This window comes from Aeromonas sobria, from assembly GCF_000820145.1.
GTDB classification, from domain to species: Bacteria; Pseudomonadota; Gammaproteobacteria; order Enterobacterales; family Aeromonadaceae; genus Aeromonas; species Aeromonas sobria.
Genome location: NZ_CDBW01000006.1, coordinates 496,012 through 519,387, shown reverse-complemented (window position 1 = coordinate 519,387; position 23,376 = coordinate 496,012). Strand labels below are relative to the sequence as shown.

The following is a 23,376-nucleotide window of genomic DNA, read 5'->3' as shown; positions in this document are numbered from 1 at the left end:
ATTAGAATGAATGCTCATCATATCCTGAACCGGCATGGTTGAGAATAATTACTATTTAATTCACTGTGACATGTGATCATCCCCTGATGAATAGGGATTATGCGAATTATCATGCTGCTCGCCTGTGAGCAAAAAGTGCGACACCTCTTCCCGCGTCTGACCAAATACGTATTGCAACTGCTCCAGATCCACCTCGTTCAGCACCTCTTTTTGCCTTAAACGCCACTCCAAATCTCCGCTGACCATCTGCAAGCGAACCGCCGAGATGTTGGCCGACACCCCCTTGAGGGTATGCAACAACTTGCTGGCCACCTCGGGTTGCTGACTGCGCAAGGCGGAGCGGATCTCCCACAGATCGTCTTTATGCTCCGACATGAACAGCTTGAACAGGATCTGCAACGCCTCCTTGTCCTGCTCCAACCGTTTGAGGGCCTCCTGCAAATCGAGGATATCCATCTGATCGGGTGGCCTGACCTCAACCAGTCCAGTCCGTGCAAAGTCTTGCGGTTTTACCCACTGTAGCAAGTTGTTATAGAGTTCCAGCTTGCTGACCGGTTTGGTGACATAGCCATTCATCCCAACACCCAGACAACGATCCTTATCGCCAGGCATAGCGCTGGCGGTGAGGGCAATAATGGGCACATCGTGCTTGTCGACCATTTTGCGGATCTGGCGCGTGGCATCGAGACCATCCAGCACCGGCATCTGCAGATCCATCAGGATCACATCAAAAGGTTGCTCAGCAACCCGCTCTACCGCTTCCCGACCATTACTCACCACACAGACCTTTGCATCAACCCGACGCAGATACTCCATGATCAGCTGTTGATTGACCCGATTATCTTCGGCCAGCAACACCCGGGTACCTTGCAACAAGGATTTAAAATGCTGTTGATCCCCCTGCACCTCCGCCTTGCGTAGATGCTGATCGTAGGAGCTGCCGTTGAGCACCTCATCCACCTTGGCCAATAACCCGTTTTCGGTCATCGGCTTGGACAGAAAATGGGTCAACCCCATACTGTCCATTCTGGCGTGCAACCCTTCCCTTGCCCAGGCACTGATCATCAGGATAGGGATCTGCCGCCACAGGCTATGCTGATACATCTCCAGTGCCAGATCGAGCCCGTCTTCCTGGCCCATGCGCCAGTCGAGAATCGCCAGACGCAGGTTTTGCCCCTCTTCCCATAACACTTGACGGGCACGAGAAAGGCTGTTGACTGACAATACCCGCACTCCGGCACGCGTCAGGATGTCACGGGCGAGATCCAATACCAGCTCATTGTCATCCATCACCATCACTAGCGGCTGGTGCTCAAAGAACACCCGGTGCCCGGATACACCATACGCCGCCGTTGCCATCGGAATATCAAACTGAAACCGTGAACCAACGCCGGATTTGCTCTGTACGGTGATTTTCCCCCCCATCAGTTCCACCAGCCGCTGGGAGATATTGAGCCCCAAACCAGAACCACCATATTTACGGGTATTGCCCGCCTCCAGCTGGGTAAAGGCCTGAAACAACTGAGTCTGTTTCTCCTCGGCAATACCAATTCCGGTATCACGCACACTGAAGCTGACCCTCATCGGATGGGCATTGACCAGCTGGATAGAGACTTCGACCTCACCACGCTCGGTAAACTTGATGGCATTGTTAACGAGGTTGACCAGTACCTGTCCCAGCCGCAGGGGATCCCCACGCAAGAAGACCGGCACCTCCGGCGACTTGCGAATGATCACCTCCACATGTTTGCGCTCTGCCAGATCGGCAAACATGCCCGCCAGAGAATCGAGCTGCTCGCTGAGATCGAAGTCGATCTCTTCGAGGGTCAGCTTGCCGGACTCCACCTTGGTCAGATCAAGGATGTCATTGATAAGCAGCAGCAAGGTGTCGGAGGAGGATTTGATCTTGCCCAGATAGTCCCGTTGTTGCTGATCCAGTTCGGTCTGCAGTGCCAGCGAACTGAAGCCAATGATGGCGTTCATGGGAGTGCGGATCTCGTGGCTCATGTTGGCCAGAAAATCGCTCTTGGCCTGAGCCAGCAGGCCGGTATGGCGCGATAATTCACTCAGCTTGTGATTGCGACGCCACAGGGTACAAGCGACCAGACCAAAGCAGATTAACGCACCGCCCAGCACTATCAGATAGAAGCGATTCATCAAGGCGCTGGCGCGATCCAGCTTGTCGGTCTTCCAGCTGACAAGACTATCAACCACATGCATATCAATGAGCCGATAACGTAGGGTGTGATACGCGACCACCTGCTGGCTCATGTCTTTGCTGAGGCGGATCAGCGCGGTAACCCCCGGCTCACTACCATAACGGGATTGCAGCTGTTGTTGCAGCAGCGCCAGCTGCTGCTGCTCATTTTTATCCCAGCTACGCTGCAAATAGTTGGTCAGCTGTACCAGCTCAGCTACATCACGCTGTAGTGCGCTGTCTGACTGAGTGATCTCGCGCATTTTGATCGCCTGGGCCTGCAGTGGCGACTCGAGATATTCAATGGCCATCTCCATGGCATGGAGTTTGGACAACTCCATCAGATAAACATCCATATCCGCCAGCAGCGCTTGCGACAGAGGATCTTGCTCAGCAGCAGGATCGCTGCGGATGTGGCGAACAAAGCCGTCAAGGATGATAGATAACTGGCCGAGGCGCTGCTGGATATTACTGTCGTTGGCCTGCTCCCGCCCAAGCAGATAGACGGTATCGGCGTTGATCCTGTTTAGCATCACCTCTGCCGTGCTATTGAGCTCCTTCACCTGCTGTTGTTGACTGAGCAACTGCCAGCAGTAACCTGAAAAAGCGAGCAACAAGGCTGTGATCAGCACTGCCACAACACGGTTCTTCCGTGATCCTTTTTTCATCCCGTCTCGACTCTCATCTGGTGGTCGCTGAATTATCCGGTTGGGCGATAAACCCAGGGGAATTATCCACTCCCGCCGGCCACTGTGTTACCGTTATTTCACTGTAACCTTGCTGTTGTTTCATTCTGCCCCCCATCATATCTGCGGCCAGAGCCGATCTTGAAGGAGCCAATTATGTCATTTGTCACTACTTATTGTAGCCACTGCTTTACCAGAAACCGCCTGCCTGTCACCCATATCGACACATCAGCCAAATGCGGCCATTGCAAGGCGCCGGTGTTCAGCCAGACCCCAATCCTTGGACGATCAGATCAATTTGATACCCTGATCAACTCCGATATTCCGGTAGTGGTCGATTTCTGGGCCAGCTGGTGCGGCCCCTGCCAGCAGTTTGCACCGGTATTTCATGAGGTGGCGCACGAGTTAGAGCCCCGAATGCGCTTTGTCAAAGTCGATACCGAGCAGCAGGCCGCCATTGCAACCCGTTACGCCATTCGCAGCATTCCCACCTTGATAGTATTCAAGCAGGGCAACATCGTGGATCAGATAAACGGTTCGCTTCCCAAGAGTATGTTCAAGCAGTGGCTGGAACAGTTCATTGATGTTTAACTTATGCTGCACATATGTTTTATTCATGTTTAATTTCGCGCGTTTTTATCAATCACTCTGTGAGTCGTGACTGATTTTGAGTAATGCAACCTGTTTCATACAGGTGAACAGATGTAACCTCGGCAACACAAAAACAACCATAAATTAACCGAGAGAACATTATGCACACATCGGCTGTACCCTCTGCGCCATCTCGCTGGCTGGACATCAAATCAGGGATCGTCATCCTGGATGTCCTGCTACTTTGTGCCATGCTGGCCTGGCTCCCGTTTGATCCCATGGTCAACAAGGGGCTGGGCATTCTGGTCTTTATCGCCATCCTCTGGCTGACCGAAGCGCTGCACGTCACCATCACCGCCCTGCTGGTGCCCCTGCTGGCCACTGTGCTCGGGGTGTTTGACATGAGCAAATCCCTCACCGACTTTGCCAACCCGATCCTGTTCCTGTTTTTTGGCGGTTTCGCCCTCGCGGCCGCCCTCTCCAAACAGGGACTGGATACCCTGATGGCAGGCAAAGTGATGCACATGGCCAATGGCCATCTGGGTTGGGGCGTCATCCTGCTCTTTACCATTACTGCCGCCATGTCGATGTGGATCAGCAACACCGCCACCACCGCCATGATGCTGCCACTGGCTATCGGTATGCTGGCTCGCCTCGATAGCAAAAAAGATCGCGCAACCTTCGTATTCGTACTGCTGGGGATCGCCTACAGCGCCAGTATCGGTGGCATCGGTACCCTGGTGGGCAGCCCCCCCAACGCCATCGCTGCAGCCCAGATGGGGATCGGCTTCACCGACTGGATGAAATTCGGTATTCCGGTGGTGCTGATCCTGATGCCCTGCGGCATTGCCCTGCTCTATCTGGTGACCCGCCCGCAGCTCAACCACCGCGTCGAGATCCAGGATGTCAGCATCAGCTGGACCCGCGAGCGCAAAGTCACCCTGGCTATCTTCCTGACCACAGTGGTGCTGTGGATCGGCTCGCAACCTATCTCCAACGCTTTTGGCGGCATCCCGCAACTCGACACCCTGATTGCCATGGGCGCCATCATTGCCATCGTGGTCAGCCGCGTCGCCAGTTGGGACGACGTCAACCAGAACACCGACTGGGGCGTGCTGATGCTGTTTGGCGGCGGTCTGACCCTGAGCGCCATACTCAAAGCCACTGGCACCAGCGCCTTTCTGGCTGCACACCTGTCGGCCGTGCTCTCCCACGCCAATATCTTCGTGATCCTGCTGATGCTGGCGGCCTTCGTGGTGTTTTTGACTGAACTGGTCTCCAACACTGCCACCGCTGCCCTGCTGATCCCGCTGTTCGCCGGTGTGGCCGAGGCGCTCGGTGTCTCCCCCATCGTGATGGCGGTATTGATCGCTATCGGTGCCTCCTGCGCTTTTATGTTGCCAGTTGCCACGCCACCCAATGCCATCGTCTTTGCCAGCGGCCATATTCGCCAGAAGGAGATGATGAAAGCCGGTATGGCCCTCAACGTAGTCTTTACCGTGTTGCTCGCACTGCTGGCCTATTTTGTCGGTGATATTCTCTAATCACCTGTTACGCCAAAACAAAAAGCCCTCGCAATGCGAGGGCTTTTTCATATCCAGTGGTTAATCAACCCGCAACATTGCAACTCTTCAGGTTCCAAATCCGATCCACATAGTCCTGAATGGATCGGTCTGAGTTGAACTTGCCCATGGTGGCCGAGTTGATGATTGCCTTCTTGGCCCACAGCGCCGGATCCCGATACCAGGTATCGATCAGCTTGTGTGCCTCTGAGTAGGACTGGAAGTCCGCCAAGGCCAGGTAAGGGTCTCCCCCTTCCAGCAAGGAGCGCTTGATGGAGGCCAGCTCACCCGGGCGACCCGGTGTGAAATAGTCGGTATCAAACCAGTCCAGCACGGCTTTGAGCTCGGAGTTGGCATAGTAGAAGTCGTACGGGTTGTAACCGCGCGCTTTCAACGACTTCACCTCATCGACCGTCAGACCGAAGATGGCACAGTTTTCGGCGCCCGCTTCTTCAGCGATCTCGATGTTAGCGCCGTCCAGCGTACCTATGGTGATCGCACCGTTGAGCGCCATCTTCATGTTGCCGGTGCCGGAAGCCTCATAACCTGCAGTGGAGATCTGCTCGGAGACATCGGCCGCCGGGATCAGTTTCTCCGCAAGGCTGACGCGGTAGTTCGGCATGAACACCACTTTCAGCTTGCCCTGGATACGGGTGTCGTTATTGACCCGATCCGCCAACTTATTGATGGCATAGATGATGTCTTTGGCCAGTTTGTAACCGGGGGCGGCCTTGGATCCGAAAATGAACACCCGCGGATGCATGTCATAGTCCGGGTTGGCCAGCAGGCGACGATACAGCGCCATGATGTGGATAAGGTTCAGCTGCTGGCGCTTGTATTCGTGCAGACGCTTGATCTGGATGTCAAAGATCGCCTCGGCGCTAACATCAATACCGGTCTCCGCCTTGATAACCTTGACCAGTTTCTCCTTGTTATGACGCTTGATGGTCATAAACTGCTGCTGAAACGCCTTGTCATCTGCAAACTTCGCCACCCCACGCAGTTTGTCCAGCTGCAGCGGCCACTCTTTGCCAACCACTTCGGTATACAGCCCGGCCAGCTCAGGGTTACAAGCCAACAGCCAGCGACGCGGTGTCACCCCGTTGGTGACATTGCACAGCTTCTGAGGCCACAGCTCGGCATACTCGGGGAAGAGGTCCTCTTTCACCAGTTTGGAGTGGATTTCGGCTACGCCGTTCACTTTGGAAGAGCCGACCACACAGAGATTGCCCATCCGCACCTTGCGCACACTCCCCTCTTCGATGATGGAGAGTTTGGCCTTGATGACATCATTGCCTGGCCACTTGGGCTCGACCTGCTCGCTCAGGAAACGGGCATTAATCTCGTAAATCACTTCCAGATGACGGGGCAACACCTTCTCAAACAAACTGACCGACCACTTCTCAAGCGCTTCAGGCAGCAAAGTGTGGTTGGTGTAGGAGAACACCTGATAGCAGATGGCCCAAGCGGCCTCCCAGTTCAAATCTTCCTCGTCCACCAGTACCCGCATCAGTTCGGGGATAGCCACTGCCGGATGAGTATCGTTGAGCTGAATGGCAATTTGCGCGGCAAAGTTGCTGAAATCAGCGCCATGCACCCGCTTGTAGCGGCGCATGATGTCCTTGATGGAGCAGGCGCAGAAGAAGTACTGCTGGATCAAGCGCAGCTCTTTGCCCGCATCGGTATCATCGTTCGGATAGAGCACCTTGGAGATAGTTTCTGCCTGGGCTTTTTCAGCCTGAGAGTCGATGTAACCACCGGCGTTGAATACGTCCCAGTCGAAAAACTCGGATGCGCGGGATTCCCACAGGCGCAAAATGTTGACCGTGTTACCGCCAAATCCGACGACAGGGATATCCCAAGGCACCCCTTTGATCTTGCGACCGGCATGCCATACTTTTTTCAGGCCACCCTTGTCACCGAATACAGTCTCCACATAGCCGTAGAGCGGGATCTCTTGAACGGATTCCGGTCGGCAAATTTCCCAAGGGTTACCGTATTCACGCCAGGAGTCCGGACGCTCGATCTGACGGCCATCCTGGATCTCCTGACGAAACAGACCATGTTCGTAATGGAGTCCATAGCCGACCGCCGGATAGTTGAGGGTTGCCAGCGAATCGATAAAGCAGGCAGCCAGACGACCCAGGCCGCCGTTGCCGAGGGCCATGTCGGGCTCTTGCTCGCAAAGGTCGGTCAGCTCCAGACCGAGCTCACCCAGCGCCTCTTCACAAGCCTTGTACAGGGAGAGGTTATGTAGGTTGTTGGAGGTCAATCGTCCCATCAGGAATTCAGCAGAGAGATAGTGAATGGCACGAGTATCTTTCTTGAAGTGAGTCTGCTGAGTGCGGGTCAGGCGCTCGTACACCTGTTCATTGACGGCCGCAGCAGTGGCTTTCCACCACGCTTCGGGGGAGGCTTTCTGTTCGCTTGTTCCCAAGGTAGAACGCAGGTGACGCACGATTCTCGCCTTGAGCTGATCTTTATCCAGTTGGAGATCCTGGTCTGTCTTCTTCTTGGTAGCCATAAACCATATTCCTTCGTTACAAATAAAATTGTTATCCCGCTTGCGGGACCGGCGCTGTTGTTATCTCAAAATATGTACCGGCGTGAGAATACTAACTAAAGCGGCAGAATTAAAAGTTAACGCAAGTCACACTTTAACCGATAAAAACAGCCTGAAAAGCTTGAAAACCCTTTCCTTTAACTGATTGTATAAAAACAAACATAACCTTTGTTATCAGTGACTTATAAAGTAAATGAAAATATTATGGCATGAATAGGTTTTCAGAGATTGCCAAGCCTTGAAAATCCCTGAAAATAGGCAACAAGATGGCGCATTGAAACCGATTTCAATGCGCCTTAAAAATTACCGTATAAATATGAAGCAATCATTGCACCCTCAGAGATGTGCCTTGAACTGATTGCTCAATGGATCGTAATGGTACCCAATCTGATCCAGACGTCCTGCCAACTGGGCTTCACTCATATCGTAATAGGCCAGCAGCTCCTCCAGCCCATCGCACTCCAGTCTCAGTTTTTCATTGATGATGCCCAGCAAGATGTTGGCATCCAGACGCTGCAAGGTACTTATATCCATAGCGGCACCTCCCTTTAAATGGCCTGTATAACCATGGGCGGTGCAGCGCCATTTGTCCATAGAGCAAAAAACACACGGCGTGGTTTTTATAAAAAACCTTTAAAAACAAAATCATAAGTAAAACCCGTGCCAACGCCATCACAGATTTCAGCAAAAACACCTTGTCACTACCGCAGGATAGAACTACTGTATGTACATACAGCTTGGACATTCATACAGGAATTGAACTATGAACCAGCCTCTGCACTCACTGCCGTTTGCGATGAACCGTGCCATGAGTAACCCATGGCCAACCAGAACCGCTTGCAAAGCGGAATCTGCTCACTATGGCATGACGATCAAGTCTGATGATCAGTTTCTGACTGAATTGGCCAAGCTAGGCAACACTCACGCCGGCTGGATCTTGCTGATAGCACCACCGGGGCGCCCCACCGCTGTGCGGCTGCAAGAGCAAGGCATAGATCCCAAGAGGGTACTGGTAGTACACAGCCCTAAAATCAAGAACTGGCAACAGACTCTGGAGCGCAGTCTGGGCAACGGCCACTGTGCTGCCGTGTTTACCTGGCTCCCCGAGCAGATCGAGCTGGATCACGCCAAGCTGCAACGTCTGGGACAACAATCTGGTGTGCTGACTCGTTTCTTTGGCACACAACGAAGCAGCCCAATCACACCTCTGCTGGCCTATGCAGAGCAAGACATCTATCTCAATCATTAAGGCAAGGTAACCCTGTAGACACATCAAGATGATCCGCCGCAATTTGACACCATGGCAGCTATTTTGCCGTCATTATGACCCTCTTCTTGAAATTGTGAGTCACACAGGGTATAACCACGCGCTTTATCAGGTGAATTAAGTGAGCGGCATCATGCAAGCCCCCTTTTGGCAGACCAAGAGTCTGCAGCAGATGACTGAGTCCGAATGGGAATCCCTCTGCGACGGTTGTGGCAAATGCTGCCTCAACAAGCTGATCGATGAAGATACCGACGAGCTGGTGTTCACCAATGTCGCCTGTAACCTGCTCAACACCAAGACCTGTCAGTGCTCTGACTATACCAATCGTTTCAAAAAAGAGCCTGATTGCCTGCAGATCACCCATGACAAGATTGCCGAATATGACTGGCTGCCCTCTAGTTGCGCCTATCGTTTGCTAGCAGAAGGTGACACCCTGCCACAGTGGCATCCTCTGCTGACGGGCAGTCGCTCCGCGATGCATCAGGCAGGTCAATCTGTACGTGGCAAGGTCATTCACGAGGAGCAGGCAGGTGAATGGATTGATCACATCATCACCTGGGCCAGCTGACACGCTCCCCCCTATTTTCATTGAGACAAGGGCTGCACATTGTGCAGCCCTTGTTGTTTCTGCAGACATGGTTTTCCGCTTCATTGAGAAGAACCCAACGCATATCTGGCAGGATCACCGTAGCCCCCTCCACACACCGGTACATTGGTAGAAGATAGCGGCAGAGGCAGAGGCAGAGGCAGAAAATGATGACAGAGCCGCAAGCTTATGGGTTTTGCTTTACACCTGTGATGGCGTCTCTGTTAACCCGTAAGCCTGATCAGCCAGTTCGCCGGGTCATACGCGCCACTGGCGCAGTGACAGGCAAAGCAACCTCCCTGGTGGCGATAGCGCGCGAATCAAGCGTGATCGCGTTACAGGTAATGCCAAGGTCAACCCTAGTGAACCGCTATGCCATAACCCTGTTCAAATACTCCATAACAACGTTTGTGATTGCGATGATGCTTGATCCTGGAAGTCTATTCCCCCTGAATCGCACATATAAAAAAACCGGCGCCTTGGCGCCGGTTTTTACTCACTACGTCTCGATTACAGAGAAGCGGTGAAGGTACGGGTGATGACGTCTTGCTGTTGCTCTTTGGTCAAAGAGTTGAAGCGAACGGCATAACCGGATACGCGGATGGTCAACTGCGGATACTTCTCCGGGTCTTCCATGGCGTCCAGCAGCATTTCACGGTTCATCACGTTAACGTTCAGATGCTGACCACCTTCCAGGTTGGCTTCGTGATGGAAGTAACCATCCATCAGGCCAGCCAGGTTGGCTTTCTGGGATTCCATATCTTTACCCAGTGCGTTCGGTACGATGGAGAAGGTATAGGAGATACCATCTTTCGCGTAAGCAAACGGCAGCTTGGCAACAGAAGTCAGGGAAGCAACAGCACCCTTCTGGTCACGACCGTGCATCGGGTTTGCACCCGGGCCGAACGGAGCACCAGCGCGACGGCCATCCGGGGTGTTACCGGTCTTCTTGCCATATACCACGTTAGAGGTGATGGTCAGAACAGACTGGGTAGCAACAGCGCCACGGTAGGTGTTGAGCTTCTGAATTTTCTTCATGAAGGTCTCAACCAGCTCACAGGCGATATCATCAACGCGCTCGTCGTTGTTACCGAACTGCGGGTACTCACCGTCGATTTCGAAGTCGATGGCTACGCCATCTTCGTCACGGATCGGCTTGACCTTGGCGTACTTGATGGCAGACAGGGAGTCAGCAGCAACAGACAGACCAGCAATACCACACGCCATGGTGCGATATACGTCACGGTCGTGCAGCGCCATCAGTGAGGCTTCGTAGCTGTACTTGTCGTGCATGTAATGGATGATGTTCAGCGCAGCAACGTACTGCTTGGCCAGCCAGTCCATGAAGTGATCAAGACGGCTCATCACATCGTTGTAGTCGAGGAACTCGGAGGTCACCATGTCAGTCTTAGGACCAATCTGGATCTTGAGCTTCTCGTCCATACCACCGTTGATTGCATACAGCATGGTCTTGGCCAGGTTGGCACGAGCACCGAAGAACTGCATCTGCTTACCAACGATCATCGGGGATACACAGCAAGCGATGGCATAGTCATCGTTGTTGAAATCCGGACGCATCAGATCGTCGTTCTCGTACTGAACAGAAGAGGTCTCGATAGATACCTTGGCGCAGTACTTCTTGAAACCGACCGGCAGCTTCTCGGACCACAGGATGGTCAGGTTCGGCTCAGGGGACGGGCCCATGGTGTACAGGGTGTTCAGCATACGGAAGCTGTTCTTGGTGACCAGGGTACGGCCATCAACGCCCATACCAGCCAGAGTCTCGGTAGCCCACATCGGGTCGCCAGAGAACAGTGAATCGTATTCCGGGGTACGCAGGAAGCGAACCATACGCAGCTTCATGACCATGTGGTCCATCAGCTCCTGGGCTTCTTGCTCAGTGATCACGCCTTTTTGCAGGTCACGCTCGATGTACACGTCCAGGAAGCTGGAGGTACGACCGAAGGACATGGCAGCGCCGTTCTGGGACTTGACTGCCGCCAGGTAGGCGAAGTAGGTCCACTGTACAGCTTCTTTAGCATTCTTGGCCGGAACGGAGATATCGCAACCGTACTTGGCAGCCATGACCTTCATCTGTGCCAGAGCACGATGCTGCTCGGAGATCTCTTCGCGCAGACGGATGGTGGCTTCCAGGTTGACGCCGTTTTCCAGGTCAGCTTGCAGGGACTTGAACTGGGCCAGTTTGTCGGCCATCAGGAAGTCGATACCGTACAGGGCAACACGACGGTAGTCACCGATGATACGGCCACGGCCGTAGGCATCAGGCAGACCGGTGATAACACCAGACTTACGGCAGTTCAGGATGTCTTTGGTGTAAACGTCAAACACGCCCTGGTTGTGAGTCTTGCGGTACTCGGTGAAGATCTTCTCGACCATCGGGTCAAGTTGACGACCGTACACTTCGCAAGAAGTTTTAACCATCTTGATACCGCCGTTGGCGATGATGGCGCGCTTCAGCGGCTTGTCAGTCTGCAGACCAACGATCTGCTCCAGGCTCTGATCGATATAACCGGCATCGTGTGCGGTAATGGTGGAGGGCATGTCAGTATCAAAATCGACCGGCGCATGAGTGCGGTTCTCGATTTTGATGCCTTCCATGACCTTGTCCCACAGCTTGGCGGTTGCGTCGGTCGCTCCAGCCAGGAAGGACTCATCACCTTCATACGGGGTGTAGTTCTTCTGGATGAAGTCACGGGCGTTGACAGAAGTCTGCCATTCACCGGCCGCGAAGCCTTCCCATGCTTTTTGGAACTGTTCGTTAAGTTCTGCCATTTTTCATTACCTCACACGGTATTGATGTAGTATCCCGCAATCATCCTTAATGATGACGACGGAAGATAAACCAGTAAGTCAAACCAACCATCATGCCACCACCAATGATATTACCGATGGTGACAGGGATGAGATTGTGTAGGACAAAGTTGGATACGGTCAGATCGGCAAAGGTCGCCGGATCCTGGCCGATGGCCTGCCAAAACTCCGGGCTGGCCAGGCTATGGATAGCGATGCCCACCGGAATCATAAACATGTTTGCAATGCTGTGCTCGAAACCGGATGCCACAAACATGGCCACGGGCAGCAACATTACCATCACCTTGTCGGTGGCAGTGCGGGCCCCAAAGGCCATCCACACCGCAAGACACACCATCAAGTTACAAAGGATACCCAGCGCCACGGCTTCAAAGAAGGTGTGGTGAATTTTGTGTTGGGCCACTTTCAGGGCATTCAGCCCCCACTGACCATCTGCCGCAGTATATTGCGCTGACATGATGATGAGGCCAACCATCAGCAAACCGCCGATCAGGTTACCGAAGTAGACCAGACCCCAGTTCTTGAGCAACTGGGCCCAGCTGATGCGATTGGCGGCCTTGGCCACCAGCGTCAGGGTGGTGGAGGTGAACAGCTCGGCACCGAGCAACACGCAAAGGATCAGACCCAGGGAGAAACAGAGACCACCGACCAGCTTGGCCATGCCCCAAGACATGGAGCCTGAACCTGTGGTCACTGTGATGTAAAAAATAAACGCGATGGCGATGAAAGCGCCTGCGGTAATGGCCAGTGGAATGACCTTGTATGCCGGCTTGGTGGCCTTGGCATAGGTGATATCTTCAGCCAATGCAGCGATGGCTTCTGGCTTGAGACAATCGAATGGGGATTCAGCTTTCAATTCTTATCTACCTGAATGTTTTGCCTGTTGAAATCATAACAAAGGGCCAAATGGCCAAAATTGACATCGATCAAGTTTATCAGACTGTGAATGTAATTTTACTACAAATATTTTAGTGCAACGGCTGCGCCAGTTTACACCAGGTTTCAGCTGAAACAGAAATGCTGTGTGTTTAATTTAATGATTTCAAACAATTTATTACCATGCACGTAAAGATGATATTGGCAAGATATCTTTGCAGCTCGACAGCACATCCCCTGCCCCTTCATCAACCCCATTAGGGGTATTTTTTGTTTTTTATTTCATCTTGGAATAAAAATCACCAATCTTACCGCGCGATAAACAGAAGGGGCCACACGGCCCCTCCCTCTACCACAAGGTTACGCCCAGCTATGGGCGCGCTTGGCGTTTTGCAGCTTCTCATAAGCCGCCAGCAGCTTCTGATGTAACGGGAACTGCGACAGCGACAGGTCTGCGGCGTCCAGCCCGTGGAAGCGCGCTTCGCCACTGGCGTTGGCCCACGCCAGCGCCAGCGTCTCTTCGCCGTACATGCGGGTAAAGACAGCGCGATACTGCTCAGGATCCCGCTCCTCGTCGAGGAACAACTCGACGCAGGCACGCAGGGCGCGGTAGTAGCTGGCTCGCTCGGCAGTGAACACTGACTGGTTGAACTCCATGGTCCAGTCGATAAGATCCATGGCCGTCTCCAGCTCGCCAGCAGCCAGTGCCAGCATGGCTTTCAGCTCGCCCACCCGCAGGGTGTGCAGCGCGGTGCCCTTGGCGGCGGCGATGCCCAGCAGCTCGCGCACACGGGTGCGCTCGTCGTGTCCCTCTTCATCCAGTTGATCAAACAACGCCATGTACTGCTCTGCATCCCACTCCAGTGATGGCAGTGCCAGGATCACTTCGCGCAGGTTGGCGCCCATGTTGTTGTTGGCCAGCAGCAGATCTTCGGCCGGATAGATGTCGGACATGCCCGGCACCAGAATACGGCAGGCGTAGACACCCAGATGCTCGTAGTCGGCGATATAGACCGGCTGCTCCAGCTCGTGGAAGATGCCGATCAGGTGGTCGAACTCCTCCTGCGAGGTGCCACGGAAGTCCCAGTCGGCGAACTCGAAGTCTGCATCCTGCTTGAACAGATCCCAGCTGATGAGGCCCGAGGAGTCGATAAAGTGGGTCTCAAGGTTGTGGTGATCCGCTACCTGCTCGTTGTCGAATGACGGCGGCACGAACACGTCGAGATCTTTGAGGCCACGACCCTGCAGCAGCTCGGTGACGGTACGCTCGAAGGCCACTTCGAAGCGCGGGTGGGCACCGAAGGAGGCAAAGCAAGTACCGTTGCTCGGGTTGAGCAGCACCACGCAGATGACCGGATAGCGGCCACCCAGCGAGGCATCGAAGCTGTAAATGGGGAAACCTTCTGCTTCCAGCGCGGCGATGGAGGCAGCAATTCCCGGATAACGGGCAATCACTTCGTCCGGGATCAGCGGCAGGCTCAGTGCCTCGGCGATGATCTTGTTCTTCACGTGGCGCTCGAACACCTCGGAGAGTGCCTGGGTGCGCGCTTCGGTGCGGGTGTTGCCGGCGCTCATGCCGTTGGAAACATAGAGGTTGCCGATGATGTTCATCGGGATATAGACGGTCTGGTGATCGGACTGGCGCTCGAACGGCAGGGCGACGATACCGCGCTCCTCGTTATTTGACTGCAGATCCACCAGCATGTCAGCGGTCACTTCACCGTCCGGGTTGTAGAACTTGCGGGTGAAGCTGTCGAGCAGATCGGCCGGGAACTGATCACCCTCGATGGGGAACCACCTCTCGTTGGGATAGTGCACGAAATCACCGTTGGCGACCTGCTCGCCCAGATAGAAGTCAGCGAAGAAGTAGTTGGTGGAGAGACGCTCGAAATATTCGCCAAGGGCCGAGGCCAGCGCCGCCTTCTTGCTGGCACCCTTGCCGTTGGTGAAACAGAGGGCGCACTCCTTGTCCCGAATATGCACTGACCAGACGTTCGGCACGGGGTTGAGCCAGGAGGCCTCTTCGATATCAAACCCTAAGGCTTGCAGCTTGGTCTGGAAACGGTCGATGGAGTCTTCCAGTGCCGCGTCCTTGCCGGGAATAAAAGTGTGGTCTGTCATCACTGTATCCTGATTTTTATTGGCTCATGTTTGGCCGCAGATAATAGCAGGGGTCGGCGGCTTTGGCAGGACAAAAATCAGTAAACAAGGGGGATAGCGAGGTCATCAATGAGGCCGCTCCCCGCCCCTACACCACAAACAGCGCGGGCCCGGGGATGGCCCGGGCCCGCTTGTTACGCAAAGCGATAAAACGTCAGAGCTGCTTGCCCTGGCTGGCGATCACCTGACTGTACCAGTGGAAACTCGCTTTCTTGATCCGGCGAAGTGACCCCCCCTGCTCGTCACGCTCCACATAGACGAAGCCGTAGCGCTTCTGATAGCCGTTGAGCCAGCTCAGGATGTCGGTAAAGGACCAGGCGCAGTAGCCCAGCAGCTCGACGCCATCCTGCAGCGCCTCCTGGCACGCCTTGACGTGGCTGCGCAGATAATCGATGCGGTACTCATCGTTCACCTGGTCGCCCGCCTCCAGCTGGTCGAACTCGCCAAGGCCGTTCTCGGTAATCATCAGCGGCAGACCGTAGCGGGAAGAGAGGCGACGCAGCGCGATGCGCATCCCGGTCGGGTCGATGGCCCAGTCCCAGTTGCTGGTCTCCAGGTGCGGGTTAGGGGCCGTCTTGAAGAGGCCGGGAATGCCGCTCGATGGGGTAGTCCCCTTCTGTCCGGTGGTGTTGATCCGCTGCAGGGTCTGACCGCCCAGGGGGTTATCGGTGTAGGTCAGGGTGTAGTAGTAGTTGACGCCAATATAGTCGGGCGTCCCCTCTCTCAGCAGCGCCAAATCGCCCGGCAGGATCTCCGGCGCCTCGCCGTTTTCCCGCAGATAGGCGAGCGCCGCCTGCGGATAACGGCCAAAGCAGTAAGCATCGAGCCACCAGAGGTTGTTGAACTCCTCGGCGTTCTCGTAGGCCAGCATATCTTTCGGGTCGCACGACGCCGGATAGGCAGGAGAGTAGGCAAAGCTCGGGCCAATCAGGCCGTTCGGCACATGCTGACGAAACGCCTTGATCACCCGGGCATTGGCCAGAAAGGCGATGTGGTTGGCGGAAAAGAAGCGCTTGCGGTCTTGCACTGCGGGCGGATGGGTGCCGAGCTGATAGGCGTTGGTCAGGTTGTAGTTCTGCTCGTTGAGGGAGACCCAGTACTTCACCTTGCTGGCAAAGCGCTGATAGAGGGTCACGCAGTAGCGCTCGAAATCCTCGATTATCCGTCGGTCTTCCCAGCCGCCGTATTCATCTTGCAGCGCCTGCGGCAGATCCCAGTGATAAAGGGTCAGCACCGGCTCGATCTTGTGCGCCAGCAGGGTGTCAATCAGCTTCTCGTAAAAAGCCAGCCCCGCCTCGTTCACCTCCCCCCGACCGGTGGGGTAGATGCGCGGCCAGCTCACCGAGAAGCGGTAAGCCTTGAGCCCCATCTCGGCCATCAGCGCCACGTCCTCTTCCATGCGGTGGTAGTGATCCACCGCCACATCGCCGTTGCTCCCCTCAAAGGTCTTGCCCGGCAGCTTGGTGAAGAGATCCCACACCGAGGGGCCCTTGCCATCGGCATTCCAGCCCCCCTCCACCTGATAGGCGGCGGAGGCGGCGCCCCACAGAAAATCGCTCGGGAAGTCGTTGAACTTGTGGTGATGCATCTGGTGTTGCTCCTGCTGCGCGGATGGTGTCAGCCATCTTTGATAACTCGGCCCCCCCGTATCGGGGCGCCAGAAATGAATTGGCATCAGCATCCAACACTTCTAAAATTCCGTCCAATGACAAATATGACCACTCAACATTCCCAACAGGAATGAAAGGAGCCCTGATGGAGCTACGGGACCTGAAAGCCTTCGTCACTCTGGGGGAGGTATTGCACTTCGGCCAGGCGGCGGTGCGCCAGCATGTTACCCAGTCGGCCCTCAGCAAACAGATCAGGCGGCTGGAGGAGGTGCTGGGCGGCGAGCTGTTCGAGCGCAACGCCAGCAGCACCCGCCTCACCGGACTGGGCAGGGCGCTGTATGAGGATGCCCGCGCGGTGGTCATCCAAAGCGAGCAGCTCTCGCGCACCGCCCGCGACGTGCTGGCGGGCAATGTCGGCACCCTGCGTATCGGCTTTGGCGTCGCCACCAAGATCCTGGTGCCCGCCGCCATCGCCCGTTTTCGCGCCGAACGGCCACAGGTGACCATAGAGCTCAACGATCTCTCCACCCACCACCAATTGCTGGCGCTCAGTGAAGGCAAGCTGGACCTCGGTTTTTGCCGCCTGCCCGCCCCCAAGGGGTGGCACGCCCTGCCGGTGGTCGAGGCCCACTTTGTCGCTGTGCTGCCCGCCAGCTACCGCGATGTGAGGGAATTGGCCGATCTGGTGGACAAGCCGCTGGCGATCCTGCGCCGGGACAAGGCGCCGTCGTTTTACGATCACCTGATGAACTATCTGGCCCAGAGCGGGCTGCGCTTTCGCGATATCCAGTACGTCAACGACTTCGCCGCCGGGGTCGCCACCGCGGCCGCCGAGATCGCCTGGACCCTGGTCCCCTCCTCCACCACCATAGAGCACCCGGATGTGCTCACCCTGCCCCTCAGGGATGGGGAAGCGTGCTGGACCATTGGGCTTATTCGTCCACCCCACAGCAAGGGGCCCTTGATTGATGCCTTCTGGGCAACCATCGCCGATATGACGCAGGGATAAACGCGCTGCTGGCAAATAACGGATGTCAGCAGCGCATCAACGATAGCGCGCGACAATGCGCGCCAACTCGCCACTTTGACGCAACTGTTGCAGGGCCCGGTTGAACTCGGCTATGCGGATATTAAAGCGGGAATGGTTGCCAATGCAGAGGTTGAACGGGGTCGATGCCAGCAGCAGCGGCACCTCGACCACCTGCCCGGACAACCCCAGTTCGTTGAGTTTGAAGCGCGCCACCAGTGGATCGGTCACCATCAAGTCGCCCCGACCCGCCGCCAGCATTTTGAAGACGTTATCGACATTGATGGTCAGATGCACGCGAAAGCCAGCCAGATTCTCCTTACCCCAGCCGTTGCCCAGATAGTCGAGAAAGGTGAAGGTCTTGAGGTCGCTCAAGCGGCTGGCTCGCTGGAACCCCGCCATCTGGGGGTGGCCAAGCTGAGTAAATATGGTCATGACCGTCATGGTGACTGGCTCATCCACAATCAGGGTATAGCTGCGCCGCTCCCGGGTGGCGATGGTCACGAAGCCATCTGCCTGCGCCATCCGTACCATTTTTTGGGCCCGTTGCCACGGATACCCCTGATGAGTGACCCGCAGCCCCATCTGCCCCGCCACTCGATCCATCACATCGATCATTAGTCCGCGCATCTTGCCCTGCTCGTCACGCCAAGAATATGGGGCAAAGTCGTCAAAGTAGGCCATTTTCAACTCGGGAGCGGGCGCTGCCAAGGCACTCTGCCACATCAACAACCCCCACAGGATTACGCTCCCCAGCCTGACTCTCATGGCCGCAACTCCATTCACCTCTGCCACCTCTGAGCCTAGTGCAAAGCATGCTGCGGCAAGGATCAGGAGCCAGCGAAACAGTGGCCAACGAAAAAAGAGAGGGGAAGCAGTGGCTTCCCCTCTCCTGTTAGCTTGTCAGCTTGTTAACACGCCACCTTATCGATGGCGGTCACAGCTTGCTGGTTACGCCAGCTCAGCCCGCAGCGCCCTAGTGGCATCGACCATCACTTTGAGTGCGGCCTCAGTCTCTTCCCAGCCGCGGGTCTTGAGGCCGCAATCCGGGTTGACCCACAGCCGCTCGGCCGGGATCTGTTTGGCCGCCTTGCGCAGCAACCCCTCAATCCAGCTCTGGCTCGGCACGTTCGGTGAGTGGATGTCGTAGACACCCGGGCCAATCTCATTGGGATAGTTGAAGCGCTCGAACGCTTCGAGCAGCTGCATCTGGCTGCGGCTGGTCTCGATGGTGATCACGTCCGCATCCAACGCTGCCACCGCCTCGATGATGAGGTTGAAGTCGCTGTAACACATGTGGGTGTGGATCTGGGTGCTGTCCGCCACCGGGCTGGCGCTCAGACGGAAGGCGCGCACCGCCCAGTCGAGATAGGCCTGATGATCCTGCTTGCGCAGGGGCAAGCCTTCGCGGATCGCCGGTTCATCGATCTGGATGATCTTGATGCCCGCGCTTTCCAGATCCGCCACCTCGTCGCGAATGGCCAAGCCAATTTGCAGGGCAGACTGCTCGCGGCTCACATCTTCGCGCGGGAAGGACCAGCAGAGGATGGTCACCGGGCCTGTCAGCATGCCCTTGACCGGCTTGTCGGTCAGGCTCTGGGCAAACTTGGTCCATTCGAGGGTCATCGGGGTCGGGCGGTCGATGTCACGGGTGATCACCGGCGGCTTGACGCAGCGGGAGCCATAGCTCTGCACCCAGCCGAAGCGGGTGATGGCAAAGCCATCCAGCAGCTCACCGAAATACTCCACCATGTCGTTGCGTTCGGCCTCGCCGTGCACCAGCACGTCCAGCCCGATGGCCTCCTGACGCTCTATAGCATCGCGGATCTCTGCCTGAATGCCCGCCTCATAAGCGCGGTCATCGATGCGACCGGCGCGCCAATCCTGACGCAATACCCGGATCTGCGAGGTCTGCGGGAAGGAGCCGATGGTGGTAGTGGGCAGCAGCGGCAACTTGAGATCGGCCCGCTGCAGCTCGGCTCTGACCGGATAGGGGTTGTGGCGATCAAAGTCGCTGTTGGTGAGGCTGGCCAGACGGGACTGCACCGCACGCTTATGCACCCGGCTGTCGGACTCCCGATCGACGATGGGCTGGCTGTAGGCGGTAATTTTGTCGAGCTCGCCACCATCCAGATAGTCTCTGAGCAGCCCCAGCTCGTAGCATTTTTGCAGGGCGAAGGCGAACCAGCTGCGGGTCTGGGGATCCAGCTCCAGTTCCAGGGTCAAATCCACTGGGCTGTGCAGCAGGGAGCAGGAGGAAGCAACCCAGAGCCGCTCGCCGAGTTTGGCTTTCAGTGCCTTCAGGGTCGGCGCCAGCTTGGCCAGATTAGCGCGCCAGACGTTGCGGCCGTTGATCACCCCGGCAGAGATCACCCACTGGGCTGGCAGATGCGGCACCAGGGTCTCCAGCTGCTCGGGGGCGGCCACCAGATCCAGATGCAGGCCATCCACTTTCAGGCTGGTGATGATGTCGCGCTGATGAGCGACCGAACCGAAATAGGTGGTGAGCAGCAGCTTGCAGGGGCCAGCGAGGCGCTCGTAGGCGTTGAGGTAGGCCAGCCGCCACTCGTCCGGCAAGTCCAGCGTCAGCGCCGGTTCGTCGATCTGTACCCACTCCACCCCCTGAGCGGCCAACTTGGCCAGGATCTCCTGATAGACAATGAGCAGGCGATCGAGCAGTTCAAGGCGAGAGAAGCCGCTCTCTTTCTCCTTGCCGAGCCACAGGTAGGAGACCGGCCCCAGCAGCACCGCCTTGACCGGCAGCCCCAGCGCCTTGGCCTCGATCACCTCGTCAAACAGCTGGCTCCAGCCCAGTTTGAAGCGCTGATCGCGGCTGAATTCCGGCACCAGATAGTGGTAGTTGGTGTTGAACCATTTGGTCATCTCGGCAGCGGCGGCGGCCGGGCCGGTCGGCGCACGGCCACGGGCCACCCGGAACAGGGTGTCGAGGTCGGTCTCGCCATGACGGTGACGGGCAGGCACCGCATCCACCAGCAGGCTGGTGCCGAGCACTTGGTCGTACCAGGCGAAGTCGCCCACCGGCAGCAGGTTGACCCCGGCGGCGTGCTGGGCCTGCCAGTGACGCTCACGCAGCGTCTTGCCCACGGCAACGAGTTCGGCCTGACTGGTCTCGCCACGCCAGTAGGATTCGAGGGCAAATTTCAGCTCGCGCTTGGCGCCGATACGGGGGAAGCCCAGGGTGTGTGCTCGTGTCATAGGTTCATTTCCTTATACTCATTCATCTGATGGGAAACTGGATGATTTGGCCATCCAGATGTTTACACATCCAAAGTGACAAGATAAGGTGGCGCTGGCTATTGAATCCTCTTCAACTGGCTCTCAAAGAATCCTCAACTGACCGCCGGTCAGGTTAACCACGAGGATACAGAGGCCGATTTTTACCGGTGCAAGAAGTGCCGGAGTTAAGAAACGCAGCAGGCCACCGCCGACCGCAACATCAGCGCCATACGCAATCTCACAAGGAGCCATCTTATGGCAGTGCCAAGCAATGCAGGGATAGAGATCAAACACTTGAAAACATTGACCGCGCTGGCCGAGCAGGGCTCGCTGGCCGGTGCGGCGCTGACCCTCAACCTCACCCAGTCCGCCCTCTCCCACCAGCTCAAAGAGTTGGAGACCCGCCTCAATCTCGAACTTTACCTGCGCAAAAGCCGTCCGCTGGTGCTGACTGCGGCAGGCAGCCAGCTGCTCGCCCTCGCCCGTCAGGTACTGCCCGCCCTGGCCCAGACCGAGAAACAGTTGCAGGCCTTGCAGAGCGGCGATGCGGGCAGGCTGCATCTGGCGCTCGATTGCCACAGCTGCATCCAGTGGCTGCTGCCGCTCTTGCCCGAGTTCCGCCGCCAGTGGCCGGGGGTGGATCTGGAGGTGGAATCGGTGCCGGGCTTTGATGCCATCAATGCCCTGCTCGGCGGCCAGCTCGACTTGCTGCTCACCTCGGACGTGCAGGCCCGTGGCGATCTCCACTTCGAGCCGCTGTTTGCCTTCGATCTCACTCTGGTGATGGCGCCGGATCACCCCCTTTGCCACCAGAGCCGTATCGAGCCGGGCGATCTGGGAGCGGAGGTGCTGCTGGTCTACCCGGTGGAGCGCAGCCGCATGGATATCTTCAGCCGCTTTTTGCAACCCGCCGGGGTGGAGCCCGCTCGCTGCAAGCTGGTGGACAACACCTCGGTGATGCTGCAGATGGCCGCCGCCGGACTCGGGGTCGCCGCCCTGCCGCGCTGGGCCAGCGAGGAGTTTGTCAGACAGGGAATGCTTTGCGCCCGCCCCCTCGGCAGCGGTATTCGTCGCCATATGTATGGCGCGGTGCGGGCTGCCGACCGGGATCAAGCCTGCCTGCAGAGCCTGTTCGAATGCATTCGCAACAAGATGGGGAATGGTTGAGGAGAGGGAAAAATCACAGTTATCGCAGGCAATGCTGGCCTGACAAGGGGCAGAACAGTATCCTGATGCTTTAACGTTGCTTAACGGTAGCCATCATGTCCCACGTTGATCTGAATCTCTTTCGCGTCCTGGATGCTGTGATCCGCTATGGGGGCGTCACCACCGCCGCCGAGATGATGGAGATGACCCCCTCGGCCATCAGCCAGGCCATCAGCCGCCTGACGGCGCTGGTGGGCGAACAGCTGTTTGTTCGTCAGGGGCGGGGAATTACCCCCACGGCACGGGCGCTAAGCCTGCACCACGAGATCATGGTGCCGCTGCACGATATGGAGCGCAGTCTGCAACGCACCGATCTCTTTGATCACCATACCAGTCGGCGCACTTTTCGCATCGCGGGCGTCCCTGATATCGATGTCTTCTTCCTGCCGGAACTCAACAACCTGCTGCAGATCCAAGCCCCCAACTGCCAGCTGGAGTGGAACACCCAGGTGCAGGATGAAGCCTTGCGCCAGAACAGTCTCTATCTGCACAGCATTGACCTGGTGCTGGCGACCAAACCCATGGTCGAGCAGAGTATTGAAAACGAGCAGATCATGTCCCAGCCCCTGCGCATCGCCTGCCGCAAGGATCACCCGCGGATCCGCCAGGCGCCCGACATGACCACCTTCTTCAACGAAAAGCATGTGGTGCTGCAGGCCAGACGGCTCGACAACCTGTTACTCAACACCCTGACCAAGGCACCGCTGCCGCCCCGTCAGATCGCCTACGAGAGCGATTCCCTGCTCACGGCTCTTCATCTGGTGAGCCGTACCGACTGGCTCTGCGTTGCCAGCCAGTGGCACATGGATATGCTGGGCGATACCCTGGCGCTGGCCAGCTACCCCCTCCCCTGGGTCTCGGAAGATTGCCCGGTTTACATGAGTTGGCACAAAAGTTCCAATCAGGATGCGGGGCTGAACTGGCTCAAACAGCAAGTGCGCAATGTCTGCTCGTTTTAAGCTTGCTTCACAATTCA

General features: G+C 56.5%; 17 protein-coding genes. 8 read left to right on the top strand and 9 right to left on the bottom strand.

The annotated features are described in order from the left end of the window. Window positions 1–60 precede the first annotated feature (60 nt). Window positions 61–2,865: a hybrid sensor histidine kinase/response regulator gene (locus BN1135_RS04840; RefSeq protein ID WP_042019233.1), complete on the bottom strand. Its 2,805-nt coding sequence runs from the start codon at window positions 2,863–2,865 to the stop codon at window positions 61–63. A 174-nt stretch (window positions 2,866–3,039) separates the two neighbouring features. On the opposite strand from BN1135_RS04840, the gene trxC reads away from it, so the two are divergent. Together trxC and BN1135_RS04830 are read left to right on the top strand one after the other, a co-directional pair. Then, the gene (gene trxC, locus BN1135_RS04835) at window positions 3,040–3,474 is read left to right on the top strand and encodes a thioredoxin TrxC (protein WP_042019231.1); all 435 of its coding nucleotides are present in this window, start codon (window positions 3,040–3,042) and stop codon (window positions 3,472–3,474) included. A 161-nt stretch (window positions 3,475–3,635) separates the two neighbouring features. Then, entirely contained in the window at window positions 3,636–5,018 is a 1,383-nt protein-coding gene (locus tag BN1135_RS04830) for an SLC13 family permease (protein ID WP_042019229.1), read from the top strand. 64 nt (window positions 5,019–5,082) lie between these two features. Here the strand turns inward: BN1135_RS04830 and BN1135_RS04825 are convergent, their stop codons facing one another. After that, window positions 5,083–7,560, bottom strand: coding sequence for a glycogen/starch/alpha-glucan phosphorylase (locus BN1135_RS04825; protein ID WP_042019227.1), 2,478 nt, complete (start codon window positions 7,558–7,560; stop codon window positions 5,083–5,085). Between the two features lie 375 nt (window positions 7,561–7,935). Continuing rightward, entirely contained in the window at window positions 7,936–8,133 is a 198-nt protein-coding gene (locus BN1135_RS04820; protein WP_042019225.1) for a DUF4250 domain-containing protein, read from the bottom strand. A 229-nt stretch (window positions 8,134–8,362) separates the two neighbouring features. Between BN1135_RS04820 and BN1135_RS04815 the strand changes: the two genes are divergently transcribed. The 3 genes from BN1135_RS04815 to BN1135_RS21970 all read left to right on the top strand — a co-directional run bounded on the left by BN1135_RS04815 (window position 8,363) and on the right by BN1135_RS21970 (window position 9,979). Then, the gene (locus tag BN1135_RS04815; protein ID WP_042019223.1) at window positions 8,363–8,848 is read left to right on the top strand and encodes a cell division inhibitor; all 486 of its coding nucleotides are present in this window, start codon (window positions 8,363–8,365) and stop codon (window positions 8,846–8,848) included. A gap of 151 nt (window positions 8,849–8,999) precedes the next feature. Then, complete coding sequence (locus tag BN1135_RS04810; RefSeq protein WP_042019284.1) at window positions 9,000–9,434, top strand: YcgN family cysteine cluster protein; 435 nt, start codon at window positions 9,000–9,002, stop codon at window positions 9,432–9,434. A gap of 185 nt (window positions 9,435–9,619) precedes the next feature. Continuing rightward, window positions 9,620–9,979 (top strand): hypothetical protein, encoded by a 360-nt coding sequence (locus tag BN1135_RS21970; protein ID WP_139245140.1) that lies wholly within the window; start codon window positions 9,620–9,622, stop codon window positions 9,977–9,979. Here the strand turns inward: BN1135_RS21970 and pflB are convergent. The 4 genes from pflB to BN1135_RS04790 form a co-directional block, all read right to left on the bottom strand. Then, entirely contained in the window at window positions 9,963–12,245 is a 2,283-nt protein-coding gene (gene pflB, locus BN1135_RS04805; RefSeq protein WP_042019222.1) for a formate C-acetyltransferase, read from the bottom strand. The two genes, BN1135_RS21970 and pflB, sit on opposite strands and share 17 nt — an antisense overlap. A gap of 46 nt (window positions 12,246–12,291) precedes the next feature. Continuing rightward, window positions 12,292–13,140: a formate transporter FocA gene (gene focA / locus BN1135_RS04800; protein WP_042019220.1), complete on the bottom strand. Its 849-nt coding sequence runs from the start codon at window positions 13,138–13,140 to the stop codon at window positions 12,292–12,294. Window positions 13,141–13,520: 380 nt separating this feature from the next. Then, complete coding sequence (ycaO, locus tag BN1135_RS04795; RefSeq protein WP_042019218.1) at window positions 13,521–15,281, bottom strand: 30S ribosomal protein S12 methylthiotransferase accessory factor YcaO; 1,761 nt, start codon at window positions 15,279–15,281, stop codon at window positions 13,521–13,523. A gap of 193 nt (window positions 15,282–15,474) precedes the next feature. Then, complete coding sequence (locus BN1135_RS04790; RefSeq protein ID WP_042019216.1) at window positions 15,475–16,908, bottom strand: glycoside hydrolase family 1 protein; 1,434 nt, start codon at window positions 16,906–16,908, stop codon at window positions 15,475–15,477. A gap of 167 nt (window positions 16,909–17,075) precedes the next feature. On the opposite strand from BN1135_RS04790, the gene BN1135_RS04785 reads away from it, so the two are divergent. Further along, on the top strand, window positions 17,076–17,939 hold the full coding sequence (locus BN1135_RS04785) for a LysR family transcriptional regulator (protein WP_042019214.1): 864 nt from the start codon (window positions 17,076–17,078) through the stop codon (window positions 17,937–17,939). Window positions 17,940–17,975: 36 nt separating this feature from the next. Here the strand turns inward: BN1135_RS04785 and BN1135_RS04780 are convergent, their stop codons facing one another. After that, the gene (locus tag BN1135_RS04780; RefSeq protein WP_042019213.1) at window positions 17,976–18,725 is read right to left on the bottom strand and encodes a substrate-binding periplasmic protein; all 750 of its coding nucleotides are present in this window, start codon (window positions 18,723–18,725) and stop codon (window positions 17,976–17,978) included. A gap of 183 nt (window positions 18,726–18,908) precedes the next feature. Continuing rightward, window positions 18,909–21,173 (bottom strand): 5-methyltetrahydropteroyltriglutamate--homocysteine S-methyltransferase, encoded by a 2,265-nt coding sequence (metE, locus tag BN1135_RS04775; RefSeq protein ID WP_042019212.1) that lies wholly within the window; start codon window positions 21,171–21,173, stop codon window positions 18,909–18,911. Between the two features lie 276 nt (window positions 21,174–21,449). Between metE and BN1135_RS04770 the strand changes: the two genes are divergently transcribed. Further along, window positions 21,450–22,361 (top strand): LysR substrate-binding domain-containing protein, encoded by a 912-nt coding sequence (locus tag BN1135_RS04770; protein WP_042019210.1) that lies wholly within the window; start codon window positions 21,450–21,452, stop codon window positions 22,359–22,361. 95 nt (window positions 22,362–22,456) lie between these two features. Then, the gene (locus tag BN1135_RS04765) at window positions 22,457–23,359 is read left to right on the top strand and encodes a LysR family transcriptional regulator (protein WP_042019208.1); all 903 of its coding nucleotides are present in this window, start codon (window positions 22,457–22,459) and stop codon (window positions 23,357–23,359) included. Window positions 23,360–23,376 lie beyond the last annotated feature (17 nt).

Coding starts and splice junctions, on each gene's coding strand:
- metE (WP_042019212.1), bottom strand. CDS start 21,173: ATGACACGAGCACACACCCTGGGCTTCCCCCGTATCGGCGCCAAGCGC.
- BN1135_RS04820 (WP_042019225.1), bottom strand. CDS start 8,133: ATGGATATAAGTACCTTGCAGCGTCTGGATGCCAACATCTTGCTGGGC.
- BN1135_RS04780 (WP_042019213.1), bottom strand. CDS start 18,725: ATGAGAGTCAGGCTGGGGAGCGTAATCCTGTGGGGGTTGTTGATGTGG.
- BN1135_RS04790 (WP_042019216.1), bottom strand. CDS start 16,908: ATGCATCACCACAAGTTCAACGACTTCCCGAGCGATTTTCTGTGGGGC.
- BN1135_RS21970 (WP_139245140.1), top strand. CDS start 9,620: ATGATGACAGAGCCGCAAGCTTATGGGTTTTGCTTTACACCTGTGATG.
- BN1135_RS04810 (WP_042019284.1), top strand. CDS start 9,000: ATGCAAGCCCCCTTTTGGCAGACCAAGAGTCTGCAGCAGATGACTGAG.
- BN1135_RS04840 (WP_042019233.1), bottom strand. CDS start 2,865: ATGAAAAAAGGATCACGGAAGAACCGTGTTGTGGCAGTGCTGATCACA.
- pflB (WP_042019222.1), bottom strand. CDS start 12,245: ATGGCAGAACTTAACGAACAGTTCCAAAAAGCATGGGAAGGCTTCGCG.
- BN1135_RS04785 (WP_042019214.1), top strand. CDS start 17,076: ATGGAGCTACGGGACCTGAAAGCCTTCGTCACTCTGGGGGAGGTATTG.
- BN1135_RS04815 (WP_042019223.1), top strand. CDS start 8,363: ATGAACCAGCCTCTGCACTCACTGCCGTTTGCGATGAACCGTGCCATG.
- BN1135_RS04830 (WP_042019229.1), top strand. CDS start 3,636: ATGCACACATCGGCTGTACCCTCTGCGCCATCTCGCTGGCTGGACATC.
- trxC (WP_042019231.1), top strand. CDS start 3,040: ATGTCATTTGTCACTACTTATTGTAGCCACTGCTTTACCAGAAACCGC.
- ycaO (WP_042019218.1), bottom strand. CDS start 15,281: ATGACAGACCACACTTTTATTCCCGGCAAGGACGCGGCACTGGAAGAC.
- BN1135_RS04825 (WP_042019227.1), bottom strand. CDS start 7,560: ATGGCTACCAAGAAGAAGACAGACCAGGATCTCCAACTGGATAAAGAT.
- BN1135_RS04770 (WP_042019210.1), top strand. CDS start 21,450: ATGGCAGTGCCAAGCAATGCAGGGATAGAGATCAAACACTTGAAAACA.
- BN1135_RS04765 (WP_042019208.1), top strand. CDS start 22,457: ATGTCCCACGTTGATCTGAATCTCTTTCGCGTCCTGGATGCTGTGATC.